A 12,615-nucleotide genomic window follows, 5' to 3' on the forward strand; every position below is an offset into this window, starting at 1 on the left:
TACAATATAAATCCCCTTATGATATTCACTAAAAGCATAAGATATCAGTAATGAATTCTTTTATCCCATTTTGATTGCAAAAGGAAGACATCTGACACCAATCTTCTCAACCACAAATTTTGATGTCCGCCTGGCTATGTCTTGATGTCATCTCTGCAAAAATGATTTCATTTCTGATGTCTTTTAGAAAATATTGTCCAAATCCAGGTACTCATTGTCCACTAGTTCTGCTTCGCTGATATCAGCTTTGATTGCAACTTCCTGTGCTTTCGTAGTATTTGAAGTAGCAACGAAACCCTCCTCAACAGCGCCACTGGTATATTTTTCAGCCAAAGACCTGCCAATGAATGACACGCCTTCTTTCTCTCCTGCTAACAGACCAATTAAAAATCCCCCAACTACCTTGGGAAGGTCTGCTGTCAGTTGCTCCATCACGCCATGTGTAATTCGCTTGATAAATTCTTCCTCACGCTCTCGCGTCTCTAGATAAGGATCATCCTTCAAATCTGCAATCTTATGATAATAGCTGTTAATTGCTTCTATGATGAATTCCTGATGTGATGAACAAATATCTTTATCCAGCTGGTGCAGATACTCCCATGCTTCTTTATGCTTTGGATTATTGACATAGAAGCGAACTGTTTTCTGCTCTGTATTCTTCATTTGCCTAGACTCCTTTCTTAAGCTCGTCTACGTTTGCGCATTGCCAAATAGCAGAAATACTCGAACCCTTTAGCATTGGCACAGATATCATGGTTAAATGCTACTCTCACAGGTTCATAATCTCCAAAAAGCTCAACCAGTTTTGCTCCACCACCCATAAAATGCAATTTCATCAGTTTGGAATTATAACCGAGCTCTTTTAATTTCAAGAAAATATTTTGAACATAGGTCTTTGCTGTTTCTTCCATAAACTTCAGGTATTCTTCATCCACATCGGCTTTTCCCTTCATAAGATAGGAATTCAGCAGATTTTCATCCAGTTCTACCTGAAACTTATTTAACACTGCATCGTGAATTAACAGCGCGCATTGTTTTACTCCAAGGATTTCCGTCCACATTTTTTTCTCAATGGTTCTTCCATCTTGAAGATACATTACATTCATGGTCCCATTTCCAATGTCCGCTAACATATTAAGACCTTGAAAAGAACCTAGTTTTTCTGCTACAGCAGCATAACATTGTGGCATCACACTGCACCCGGTAATATCAACGATGTAATTATTTCCACAATAGGAAAATTCCACATGGTCATTTCGTAGCAGGTACTTCTTGAACTCCTCCTGCTGTACATCCCGCCATTTTAGTGGTAATCCTACCGCAAGGTGAACCTGCTCTCGTGTTATTCCTCTTAATCGAAGTTCCTTTGCAATTGCTGCAATGGTAAGAATATAAAAATCATCGTCATTTATTTTTTCAGAAGCATAAGGTTTATGCCCCTGATTCAGCACATAATACTTTCCTTCAAAAAACAAATAATCTCTGCTCATAATAGGTTCTGTGTCATATACCGCCATTCCATTACTAAATACTATATTTGCTGTTTTCATATTTCCGAAACCGTGATCTACAGCGATAATCAGGCTCCCATCTACTCTATATTGATTCATAAAAATGTCCTCTCTTTCTTATGGTTGTTTATTTTAGTGAAACTGCCTAACTACGTCATGAAGCACAACTTCTTCTGCCATCATTCTTGCCTGATTGCGAAGGTGTAGTTGTTCCACAAAGGAATTAGCATTCTTTGGTCTGTGCTTATCTAACCATCTGACTTCAATGTCTTCTAACAGCTCATATGCTGTTTCATTGACCATTTCAGCACGCTCCTTTAATTCTCCAAATCGCACCAGACTGCGATATCTCTGTGGGTAAATAATCTTAATATGTTCAATCCACATATGACCATATTTTCCAATATTACGACATTGGCTATCCTCTTTTGTTACAGATAAAATCGGATAAAAAATACCATCAATCTCCTGATACTCTACACCTAGCTTCTCAAATAACGTTTCTTCCTTCATGACACATACTTCCTTTCTTTTATTCAATCTGCAAGACCGCAACACCGCAAATCCTATGGTGTTTGCAACCTTGCAATCATGTTTTTACACCGCAAATTTAAGACCGTAAAATCTGATACTTTGCAATGTTGCGGTCTTAAAATCAAGATTCATCAGAATCATTTTGCTTTAACTCCCAATACCAGGTATTGTTAACTCGCTTTGCTTTGATTCCTAATTCCTTCTTAGCACTTTCCAAAGTTCTCTTAGAAATTCCTTCTCCCAAAGCAAGCTCCATAACTTCACTACTCTGCATCATAGTCTTGTCTGCACACAAGTCCTTAAGTAGCTGCTTTGCCTGCTCCATTTTATTTGCTTTTGGTACAATACCACCAAGAACTTCATCCGCTGTAATATCATAATCACCAAGCCAACAAAATCCATCTTCCTCTAGTGCAAAAGCTTTGCCATGTCCAAATGCAGCTAAATTATTCTTAATCTGTATAACAGCCCTCATCTGTTCCTGCCCTTCAATTCGGCCAACCAGAATCACGCTTCTTGCAACTGCAAAGAAGTCTATGGAACCCATTCCACGATATGCAGCTTTCGCTCCACCACCTTTATTCATATGACCAATAAGAACAATGGCACATCCCGTCTTCTCTGCCAATGCTCCAAGCTTTTTGGTCATATCTCTGGCTTCATTGGCACGATTCATATCGGTGCCGCCACCAAGATATGCCTGAATTGGATCTAGGATAAGCAGTTTTGCTTGTTGCTTCATTATCGCTTCTTCTAATCGCTCATCCACCATAGAAACTGATTTCTCACTTTCATCTATTATGGAAATCCGACTACAATCAGCTCCTGCAAGTTCCAGTCTCGGCTTCACTGTATCAGCCAGACCATCCTCAGCCGTTTGATAAATCACATTCATTGGCTCCGTAGGCTTCATTTCAGCATCAAGACCTTCCCCCTTTGACAGCCTTGCGGCAATATTCAATACCAAGGTACTTTTACCATCACCAGGATCTCCCTGAATGATGGTAAGCTTCCCATATGGTATAAAAGGGTACCAAAGCCAATCAATTGAACTCGCCTGGACGTCCGCCATATTAATCATCTTAAGTTCGACTTTCGCTTCCTCCACAATTATCACCATCCTTCCCTGCTGTATTTTTTCCTTCCCACAAATATCGTGCACCTTCTAACATCCACAGAATTGCTTTTAGCATATATTCGTAGTCCAGCTGTAATTCCTGTATTTCTGAACTGGTCATCGGAATATTCTCCGATAAAATCTGTTCATGCAACTGATAAAGATTTTGTTGCATTTTCTGTAATTCCTTTACCAGTACATACACTGTCTCTTTCTTGCCAACAACACACACATGGTTATAAATACATGAACGAATAAAATAATCTTTCTTCATCATTCCACTTGCCTTAATCTTTGCTTCAATTTCTTGTCTTTCATAATCTGAAATACGAAAACTAATAGTTGGATTTTTATGAACTCCCGGCATTACTCATCACCTTCCTTATCTGTAATCACAAATGCATCATTTAGCATAGTTGCCATCTGCTTCTGCTCACTTGGAAACATATGCGCATAGCGGAAAGTTATATCCGAACTTTCATGACCAACTCTGGAGCCAATTGCTACTGCTGTAAACCCCATGTTTATTAATAAAGAAACGTGGGAATGACGCAGGTCATGGATTCTAATTCTCTGGACACTTGCTTTCTTAGCCCCTCGATCCATCTCATGATGCAAATATGTTTTTGTAATATGGAACAGCCTGTCTTTCTTGGTAATCCCATATAACCGACTCATATAATCTTGCAATTCATCACGTAAAAAATCAGGAATAACTACATCACGTTTACTCTTTGGAGTCTTTGGATCTGTAATTACATCCTTACCCTTAATTCGCTGGTAAGATTTTGTAATATGAATCACATTCTTCGCAATATCAATATCTGCAGGAGTCAATGCTAATAGTTCACCCATTCGAAGCCCACACCAATATAGAATCTGAAATGCATAATACGAAATAGGTTTATCCTTCACCTGCTCAATAAACTGCAAATACTCTTCCTTTATCCAAAAGAGCATTTCATCCGCGGTTCCCTTTCCCAATGGACCAGCCTTAACCACTGGATTTTCTTTCAATTCATAAAATCTTACTGCATGGTTAAACAATGCACTCAACTCCGATTGAATTGTTTTCAGATAAGTAGGCTTAAATAAATTCCCTTGTGGATTTTTAAGCTTAATCATCTGATTCTGCCATTGAATAATATCTGTAGGTTTGATATCCTTCATTTTCTTATCCTTAAAATAGGGAAGTAATTTGCTGTTCACAACAGCTTCTTTTGTATTCCATGTGTTCTCTTTCAATTTGGGCTTCATGTCTCTCGTATAGGCTTCTACAAAATCTTCAAAAGTCATATCTAAATTGGATTCTTCCTTCATACGAAAATGCTGTTCCCACTCTAATGCTTCTCTTCTGGTTTTAAAACCACGCTTTAATTTACGCTTATTCTTACCAGTCCAGTCATTGTAATGGAACGAGACATACCATGTGCCTCGCTCCTCATCTTTATATGCTGCCATTAATATCTCCTTTCGTTACGCTGATATCACTCCGTAAAACTTCTCTTCAAAATACTTCTTTGCTACTTTGCCAGGAATGGCTAAATAACCTTTTGCAACAAGTTCATCATTCATCTGTCTGATAATCTTGTATGCATATGGTTTTGAAATGCCAAGCATTTCAGCCATCTCCGCTGCTGTAATGAAAATCGTTCCCTCCATCTGTCCACCTCCTCTTCTAAAAAATTTAAAATCTAACTAAGGACCTGGGGAACCACCCCGGCCGCTCAACTATTGTTTGGACTATTGCAGCTAGATCAAGTGCTATAACTCACGTTATAACTACGGTTTTCTTATTAGGAAAATCGTTGGCGTTCTGTGTATCCATATGTTGTTGGTGTTTCAACCAACCTCTGTTTTCAATAACCCGGGCCCGCTCTTGCGTGAGGTATTCCCGCCAATTCTGGGAGTGTCTTTCTTCGCTCGCTTCCTTACCGGAAGGTCTTGGCATAAGTCTGTTAACATATGGTACCGCTCATTCATTTGTTTTAGCATTCGCTATATTGCGAATGTCCTGTTGTGATACCTATTATAGTTCGCCAAATTGCGAATGTCAATATTGTTTTCGCTTAAATGCGAAAGTTTTTATTTACTGTATCTCATTTATCAGATATAATAAGTCCTATAAGGTTTTATTATTATTTAATTTCCAGTAAAGGAGGCAGTCTATGACAATTGGTAAAAAAATAAAATTTGTACGAAAACTCAGAAAAATGACCCAGCAGGAACTTGGAGTTGCCGTTGGTTTAGAAGAAAAAGGTGCTGCAAATCGCATTGCGCAATATGAGTGTGATTACAGGTTTCCTCAAAAAGATATGCTTATAGATATGGCAAAAGCTATGGATATTAACCCTTTAAACTTTGTCAGTGAAGTCCCAGGAAGTGCAGAAGATATTATGCAAACTTTCTTCTGGCTAGATGAAGACAACCGTGGAGCAATCAATCTTTTCTCTCTTATCCGTAGTAATAAAAAAGAAAAAGTCACCACAAAGGCGGTAGCCCAATATGATGACAATGATGATTACTGGCCAGACGAACCGCCAGTCGGTATGTGGTTTAAATATGGATTGGTTGATGAATTCATGAGGGAATGGATGATTCGAAAGCAGGAGCTGGCGAAGAAAGGGATTACAGAAAATGAGTATTTGGAATGGAAACTGAACTGGCCAGATACTTGTGATGATTGTGGGAAGTTTGAAGCAAAGAAGGGATGGAGAAATGAGTAAAACTTCCTCTCAAAACAGACCCCTACTAAGAATAAAAATATTTTTTCACGAATTTACTTACATCCTAAAAGTATGGATTCTATATCTACAATTTAAATATCTTCATAGAAAAGAAGAACCAAAGGGTTACTTCTATGAACAGTTTAAAGGAAATAAGGACTACACACAAATTTGTTACAATACTGAATATAAATTTCATTCAGAACATTACGAGTTTTACCATAAAGATTTATTTAAATACGTTAAAAAACCATATCAATATTTTCAAATGTTTTCGAGCAAACAATTTAATTACAAATTCAGCAATTCAGAGAGGTTTTTTCCAAAAGAGCCTCCCATACGAATTGTAAAAATAGCTCCTCACACATATTATGAAGGCATAGAATTTAATAATATTCTTTTTGATTCATTCCAATTGGAACAAATTTGTTTTCATAATTGTTCTTTTAGAAATTGCTGTTTTAAAAACATAATTTTCAAAAAAGATTTTGCAGGATTTGCTCCAAACTATATTCAAGGATTCAGTTCTTGTGATTTTTTTAATGTAACCTTTGAAAATTGTACGATCAATAACACTTTTTTTAGTGTGGGAAATCTAGATCATATTAATTTTATTAATACAAGTTTATGTAATTCCTTATTTCACAGAACCAGTTTTAATAAAGTTGTTTTCTCAGGAATAACTACTTTAAATAATACAAGTTTTTATTCCCCATCAAAATCTTTTGATATCTCATTTATTGGACCTGTTGAACAATTTCATGTTGACGCAAAATGTGCTGTTACCGCTTTTTCATATTATGATAAAACTAACATAACGCTTGAGGAATGGTCAAAATACAAAATATGGATGTCTGTTAAGCATAAAGAAGTAGCTGATACACTATTTGCTATCGAACAAATTTGGACAACCAACCATATACGAGAAGAGCATAATAATTACGCAAACTTCTATTATCAAAGAAAAAAAGCTGAAACACGTAGTTTAACAAAATGGTCACGGTTTACTGGATTTATTTCTGAATTTATTATTGGATATGGAGAAAAGCCTTTTAGAGCTTTAGTAAGTATGGGAATACTGATATTTATTTTTAGCTTTGTATATTTATTTACAGGATTTTCTCCCACTACCAATTCTTCAGAAATAAAATACTGTATTACAGGACATATGGATTCGTTCATTACTCTTTTCACGGACTATTTTCAGAGCCTTTACTATAGTTTCTTTACCATGATTTCTGTCGGTCAAGGAAGCGCATCTCCTTCAACACAATTTAGTCAAATCGCAATGTCATTAGAATTACTATTAGGCGCAATACTAATGACTCTCTTCACAGGTACTTTGTTTCGAAAATACACAAAATAATGAGACGCGCGAAAATAACAAACCCTTTAACAGATATAACAATTAAAATACTGAACAAGGAGATATTCTATGAAGCACGATGAACTATACGCAATACCGCAACCAATCATTGATAAAAAAGAAAACCAAGCATTATCCGAATTAACTGAACGATATAATAAAATAATCGCTCCCTCAAAAATTCACAAACTAGGAACTAAAGTTAACGAATTAATTCCTGACAAAGTAAAGGAAGTTGGAAATAACGTCAAAAATAGCATAACAGAACAACAACTTTTCACCCAAGCAATGAAAATTGTTGCTGAAGGATTTGATGTTGTTCAAAAAACCGCAGCAAAAACATCTATCAGTGAATCGTATATTGTCAATAAAATAAACAACGTAACTCCGGACAATAACATTACTAATATAAATGAAGTTTGCCTAGCTCGCTCTTACGATATATCAAAATTAGTCTCTAAATATAAAACTAAAGATTTGGGGTTAGCACTCATTGAAGGTGGTGTAACTGGAGCCTTTGGATTTGTCGGACTTCCATTTAATCTTGTTTTGAGCACTTTTATTTATTATCGTGCTGTTCAATCAATTGCTATGTACTATGGATATGACGTCAAAAATGATTCTGCCGAACTTATAATTGCAAGTGATGTTTTTATGAACGCACTTAGTCCCAAAAGCAAAGGTTCTAATGAAATAACTGATATCATAGGAAAGATTATGCTTATGACCGAATTAACTGCAATTAAGCAAACCGCAAAAAAATCATGGTCAGATATGGCTGCACGTGGAGGATTAAGTCTTTTAATTACTCAAATGCGAGCACTAGCAAATAAAGCTGCACAAAAGGCATTAGAAAAAACCGGACAAAAAGGCTTAGAAGAAAGTCTATTTAAAGGAATCTTTGAACAAATCGGTAAAAAACTCACAAAAAAAGCAGTGGGTAAATCTATTCCTGCTATCGGTGGTATCATTGGAGCTTTTTTTGATACTGCACAAATGAATGTAATTCTAGAATATGCAGACGTGTTTTATAACAAACGATATCTTCTAGAAAAAAATATCAAAATCAATCAATTAACAGATTCACGTTCATCATATTCAGATGATAATATAATTATTGATGTAACTGGATCTATTAACTAATATTCAGGCGTAATATACAATTACCGATCAATAATCTAGGTATCAAAAAGGTATCACACCCCATAGAAAAGCCCCGAGAACCGCGTAAATACGCCATTCTTGGGGCTTTGTTCTCTATTCAAACTCAATCGTAGCCGGTGGTTTTCCCGTACAATCATACAGCACACGGTTAACCCCTTTTACCTCATTCACAATCCTGCTTGTCACTTTCCCCAGCACTTCCCAAGGAAGCTCCGCAGCTTCCGCTGTCATAAAGTCAGAAGTTGTGACCGCTCTTAGGGCAATGGCATAATCATAGGTTCTTTCATCACCCATAACACCTACGCTTCGCATATTCGTTAAAGCAGCAAAGTACTGACCAAGACCCTTGTCCACACCAGCTTTTGCTATTTCCTCACGGTAAATGGCATCTGCTTCTTGAACCATATGCACCTTTTCAGGTGTAACATCTCCGATAATACGAATGCCAAGCCCCGGACCTGGAAAAGGCTGTCTGTAAACCAGATACTCTGGTATGCCAAGTTCTAAGCCTGCTTTTCTCACTTCATCCTTAAATAAATCACGAAGTGGCTCTATAATTTCCTTGAAATCAACATAGTCAGGAAGTCCGCCTACATTATGATGACTCTTAATGACTGCAGATTTTCCTAATCCACTTTCTATCACGTCAGGATAAATTGTACCCTGAACTAAAAAGTCAACAGTTCCAATCTTCTTTGCCTCATCTTCGAATACACGGATGAATTCCTCACCTATAATTTTTCTCTTCGCTTCAGGTTCTTCCACTCCAGCTAATTTTGCAAAGAATCGATCCTGCGCATTTACACGGATAAAGTTAAGGTCATAAGGCCCTTCCGGCCCAAATACTGCCTCTACCTCATCCCCCTCATTTTTACGAAGAAGACCGTGGTCAACAAATACACAGGTAAGCTGTTTTCCAACCGCCTTAGCAAGCATAACTGCTGCAACTGAAGAATCTACTCCACCAGATAAAGCACATAATACCTTGCCGTCTCCAACCTTTTTACGAATTGCTTCAATTGCATGATCAACAAAGGAGTCCATCTTCCAGTCACCACTACATTCACATAACTTAAATAAGAAGTTTCTTAGCATTTTGGTTCCTTCTTGTGTGTGCATTACTTCCGGATGAAACTGAGTAGCATAAAGCTTTTTTTCAGGCGATTCCATTGCAGCAACCGGGCAAACCGGAGTGCTCGCTGTTACCTGAAAACCTTCTGGTGCTTTTTCAATATAATCAGTATGGCTCATCCAACAGATTGTTTTCTCAGACACATCTCCAAACATAAGTGAATTCTTATTAACCAATACCTCTGTTTTCCCATACTCACTAACCGGCGCTGTTTTTACGCTGCCTCCAAGTACATAAGACATAAGCTGTGATCCATAGCAGATTCCAAGAATCGGAATTCCAAGTTCAAAAATCTCCTTACCGCATCTAGGTGAATCCTCACCATATACACTGTTTGGTCCTCCGGTAAATATAATGCCTTTCGGGTTCATTTCCTTAATTTTTTCTAAGCTTATATTGTAAGAATGAATTTCACAGTACACGTTACACTCTCTTACACGTCTTGCTATGAGTTGATTATACTGTCCGCCAAAGTCCAGCACTAATACCATTTCTCTTTCCACGAGTGGTTCCTCCTACATAAAAATTGGGTCAAGCAAAGCTCATCCTGCCCTCAATCCTAATTATTAATCATTTGGCTCATAAACCATTTCCTAACATTATATGATAAGGAAGCCTTATTTACAAGCTGTAAAATGCATAAATAATAATAAATCTTAAGTACAATTATGCTTGAAATGTTGCATTACACAAATGTATTACCAATATTACTACTGAAAAAGAAATAAACTATAAACATTTAGAAGTAAACAAAAGGGATAATGCAGTAATGATAAACACACTACGGCACTATCCCATATGAATCAGCTCCTCTAAGAGATTCCTTTCCATTCACATAATTCTTATAAAAATAGTTATTTAAAAGCTTTCTTCTTCAATTATAAACAACAATTGCATTAATCCTGCACATCAACTGGCAATTGTATTACTTCACGCCTCCATGCAGATAAAGGCGGCATTTGCAAGCTCATTGCTTGCCTCTTCACACGGTGCTATAATGCACAGAAATAATTGCATCTGTAAAATTTTGAAGCATCTGTTTATAAGCTAGCCTTTTCTCACATACTGCCTCACCTGTATCAATAATAAATACTGCTGTCATGCAATTTGGATATTGCATACAAAGTGTGGCTTTGTAAAAAACATAATGTTTTTGCAAGCATTCCCATTTGCAATGAATCTTCTGTTCGTCTATCTTATCGAAACGCCTTAATAGCTTTTATTAAAGTTTTGGTGTAAGTACTTCTCTTTCGTTGCCATTCCACCTCTTATGTGACGTTCTGACTTATTAATGTCTAGAACTTTTCTAGCCTGTTTTGCTAAAGCAGGATTAATATTGACTAATCTTTCGGTTACATCCTTATGTACGGTAGATTTACTAATACTAAATTGCTTTGCGGTTTGTCTTACGGTTGCATTATTACTAATAATGTAATTTGCTATATCTACTGCTCTTTCTTCAATATATCCTTTCATTAAACTTCCCACACATGTATTATTTTTACAATGTATGCTTTTAGAAATTTAATTATTCCAGACTTCATACAGATATTCAGATAACTTCCAAACTATTTCATACAATTTACAATAAATAATTTTTATTTTTCCCCACGTATTTTATCTGCCTGTTCATAAAAGCTGGTTACCTCTTTTTCCTTTGTAACAGGTTGCTCTGGCTTTTTCTTAAATACAATTTTTAAAAGAATCGGTGTAATAATCGTCGTAATTACTACAACAAGTACAACTGGTCCCAATACAACACTTCCAATCAAGCCTAGCTCTGAGCCTTTGCTGGCAACAATAAGCGCTACCTCACCTCGAGAAATCATACCTACGCCGATTCGTTTGGCCTGATAATTTTGATATCCACATAACTTAGCACCAAGTCCACATCCTAAAACTTTAGTCAATATTGCAACAATAACCAACAAAACTGCATATAGTATGATAATATTTGACATATTTGGCAGCGCAACTTTCAAACCAATGCAGGCAAAAAATACAGGTGATAACAGCATATAAGAAAGTGTGTCTACCTTAGCCTGAACAAAGGTTGATTTATCAACATTAGAAATAATTAAACCTGCAATAAACGCTCCCGTTATATCGGCTACCCCAAACCATGACTCAGATAAGTAAGCCATAGTAAGACAAAATACAAATGCTATGATAGCATGACGATGTAAGCCCTGATTTGTGCTTTCTGTCCATTTTTTATACAGCTTATAAAAGATAAATCCAATAATTCCTGAAAAAACAAAAAATCCAGCTACTTTTAATAAAACAATTAAAATGTTTACTGAAGAATCAGCCATACCTGTTACAATTGTAAGAGCAATAATACCAAGTATATCATCAATGATTGCTGCTCCTAAAATGGCATTTCCAGACTTCGTTTTCAATTTGCCAAGCTCCTTTAATGTTTCTACTGTAATGCTTACAGAAGTTGCTGTTAAAATAACACCAATAAAAACATTTTGTAAAAAGCTTGATGCTGTCGCATCTGATACAATCAAGGACGGTCTGTTAAATACATATGAAATTCCAAAACCTCCAATCAATGGAATTATAACCCCACATAATGCAATTACAAATGATGCTCTTCCACTTGCCTTTAACTCCTTAATATCTGTTTCCATACCGGCTCCAAACATCAAAACAATGACGCCTATTTCGGCTATTTCATGCAGAAAGCTTGTTTCATCCAAAACACCAAGTAAGGCAGGTCCAAGTATAACTCCTGCCAACAGCGCTCCCACCACTTGCGGCATTTGAACCTTCTTTGTAATTAATCCTAATACCTTTGTAGACAATAATATAACCGCAAGATCTAATAAATATTTATATTCCATTATTAATTCATCCCCTATTCATATACTCCTCTATCAATTAATAGAACAAAGCGGACAAGTCCGCATCAGCTCCCTAATCCCTCACTCATGAGGGACTTGATCACTTTGCCGCGCCGAATGCTGTTACGCAGTAACATTTTCCACTTGCATTCGTGCGCATTGTGTTTTTATTTCATAGGAATCAAACTTTTTACGTTACCATAGCAAGGTCTT

13 protein-coding genes are annotated in these 12,615 nt (G+C 36.6%); 3 read left to right on the plus strand and 10 right to left on the minus strand.

What is annotated here, in order from left to right:
• Positions 1–183: 183 nt before the first annotated feature.
• The 7 genes from C8E03_RS08785 to C8E03_RS08815 all read right to left on the minus strand — a co-directional run bounded on the left by C8E03_RS08785 (position 184) and on the right by C8E03_RS08815 (position 4,824).
• Positions 184–663, minus strand: a complete 480-nt coding sequence (locus C8E03_RS08785) for a hypothetical protein (RefSeq protein ID WP_110290840.1) — start codon at positions 661–663, stop codon at positions 184–186.
• A gap of 17 nt (positions 664–680) precedes the next feature.
• Positions 681–1,610, minus strand: coding sequence for a ParM/StbA family protein (locus tag C8E03_RS08790; protein ID WP_110290841.1), 930 nt, complete (start codon positions 1,608–1,610; stop codon positions 681–683).
• Between the two features lie 33 nt (positions 1,611–1,643).
• Positions 1,644–2,024: a TnpV protein gene (locus C8E03_RS08795; protein ID WP_110290842.1), complete on the minus strand. Its 381-nt coding sequence runs from the start codon at positions 2,022–2,024 to the stop codon at positions 1,644–1,646.
• Between the two features lie 142 nt (positions 2,025–2,166).
• A complete protein-coding gene (locus C8E03_RS08800; protein ID WP_330410743.1) occupies positions 2,167–3,165 on the minus strand; it encodes an AAA family ATPase in 999 nt (332 codons plus the stop codon).
• Positions 3,128–3,529, minus strand: a complete 402-nt coding sequence (locus tag C8E03_RS08805) for a plasmid mobilization protein (protein ID WP_110290843.1) — start codon at positions 3,527–3,529, stop codon at positions 3,128–3,130. Before C8E03_RS08805 ends, C8E03_RS08800 begins: the two co-directional genes overlap by 38 nt.
• On the minus strand, positions 3,529–4,623 hold the full coding sequence (locus tag C8E03_RS08810; RefSeq protein WP_110290844.1) for a site-specific integrase: 1,095 nt from the start codon (positions 4,621–4,623) through the stop codon (positions 3,529–3,531). The genes C8E03_RS08805 and C8E03_RS08810 overlap by 1 nt, the downstream gene beginning before the upstream one ends.
• Positions 4,624–4,638: 15 nt before the next feature.
• Positions 4,639–4,824, minus strand: coding sequence for a MerR family transcriptional regulator (locus C8E03_RS08815; RefSeq protein WP_110290845.1), 186 nt, complete (start codon positions 4,822–4,824; stop codon positions 4,639–4,641).
• A gap of 506 nt (positions 4,825–5,330) precedes the next feature.
• On the opposite strand from C8E03_RS08815, the gene C8E03_RS08820 reads away from it, so the two are divergent.
• From C8E03_RS08820 to C8E03_RS08830, 3 genes are all read left to right on the plus strand, one after another.
• Positions 5,331–5,888, plus strand: a complete 558-nt coding sequence (locus tag C8E03_RS08820; RefSeq protein ID WP_110290846.1) for a helix-turn-helix domain-containing protein — start codon at positions 5,331–5,333, stop codon at positions 5,886–5,888.
• 415 nt (positions 5,889–6,303) lie between these two features.
• Positions 6,304–7,254 carry an ion channel gene (locus C8E03_RS08825; RefSeq protein WP_146212314.1) on the plus strand — a complete coding sequence of 317 codons (951 nt, stop codon included), beginning with the start codon at positions 6,304–6,306 and terminating at the stop codon, positions 7,252–7,254.
• Positions 7,255–7,323: 69 nt separating this feature from the next.
• Positions 7,324–8,397, plus strand: a complete 1,074-nt coding sequence (locus tag C8E03_RS08830; RefSeq protein WP_110290848.1) for an EcsC family protein — start codon at positions 7,324–7,326, stop codon at positions 8,395–8,397.
• Positions 8,398–8,511: 114 nt separating this feature from the next.
• On the opposite strand, the gene guaA is transcribed toward C8E03_RS08830, so the two are convergent.
• From guaA to C8E03_RS08845, 3 genes are all read right to left on the minus strand, one after another.
• A complete protein-coding gene (gene guaA, locus C8E03_RS08835; RefSeq protein ID WP_094378068.1) occupies positions 8,512–10,053 on the minus strand; it encodes a glutamine-hydrolyzing GMP synthase in 1,542 nt (513 codons plus the stop codon).
• 706 nt (positions 10,054–10,759) lie between these two features.
• Positions 10,760–11,026, minus strand: coding sequence for a sporulation transcriptional regulator SpoIIID (gene spoIIID, locus C8E03_RS08840; RefSeq protein ID WP_094378069.1), 267 nt, complete (start codon positions 11,024–11,026; stop codon positions 10,760–10,762).
• Positions 11,027–11,148: 122 nt separating this feature from the next.
• A complete protein-coding gene (locus C8E03_RS08845; RefSeq protein ID WP_094378070.1) occupies positions 11,149–12,402 on the minus strand; it encodes a cation:proton antiporter in 1,254 nt (417 codons plus the stop codon).
• Between the last annotated feature and the right edge of the window lie 213 nt (positions 12,403–12,615).

The organism is Lachnotalea glycerini (assembly GCF_003201285.1).
GTDB lineage: Bacteria > Bacillota > Clostridia > Lachnospirales > Lachnospiraceae > Lachnotalea > Lachnotalea glycerini.

What these genes read in the sequence shown, in the direction of transcription:
- C8E03_RS08790 (WP_110290841.1), bottom strand. Translation starts at nt 1,610, where the DNA reads ATGAATCAATATAGAGTAGATGGGAGCCTGATTATCGCTGTAGATCAC.
- C8E03_RS08815 (WP_110290845.1), bottom strand. Translation starts at nt 4,824, where the DNA reads ATGGAGGGAACGATTTTCATTACAGCAGCGGAGATGGCTGAAATGCTT.
- C8E03_RS08845 (WP_094378070.1), bottom strand. Translation starts at nt 12,402, where the DNA reads ATGGAATATAAATATTTATTAGATCTTGCGGTTATATTATTGTCTACA.
- C8E03_RS08830 (WP_110290848.1), top strand. Translation starts at nt 7,324, where the DNA reads ATGAAGCACGATGAACTATACGCAATACCGCAACCAATCATTGATAAA.
- C8E03_RS08785 (WP_110290840.1), bottom strand. Translation starts at nt 663, where the DNA reads ATGAAGAATACAGAGCAGAAAACAGTTCGCTTCTATGTCAATAATCCA.
- C8E03_RS08820 (WP_110290846.1), top strand. Translation starts at nt 5,331, where the DNA reads ATGACAATTGGTAAAAAAATAAAATTTGTACGAAAACTCAGAAAAATG.
- C8E03_RS08800 (WP_330410743.1), bottom strand. Translation starts at nt 3,165, where the DNA reads ATGGTGATAATTGTGGAGGAAGCGAAAGTCGAACTTAAGATGATTAAT.
- C8E03_RS08810 (WP_110290844.1), bottom strand. Translation starts at nt 4,623, where the DNA reads ATGGCAGCATATAAAGATGAGGAGCGAGGCACATGGTATGTCTCGTTC.
- C8E03_RS08805 (WP_110290843.1), bottom strand. Translation starts at nt 3,529, where the DNA reads ATGCCGGGAGTTCATAAAAATCCAACTATTAGTTTTCGTATTTCAGAT.
- C8E03_RS08795 (WP_110290842.1), bottom strand. Translation starts at nt 2,024, where the DNA reads ATGAAGGAAGAAACGTTATTTGAGAAGCTAGGTGTAGAGTATCAGGAG.
- spoIIID (WP_094378069.1), bottom strand. Translation starts at nt 11,026, where the DNA reads ATGAAAGGATATATTGAAGAAAGAGCAGTAGATATAGCAAATTACATT.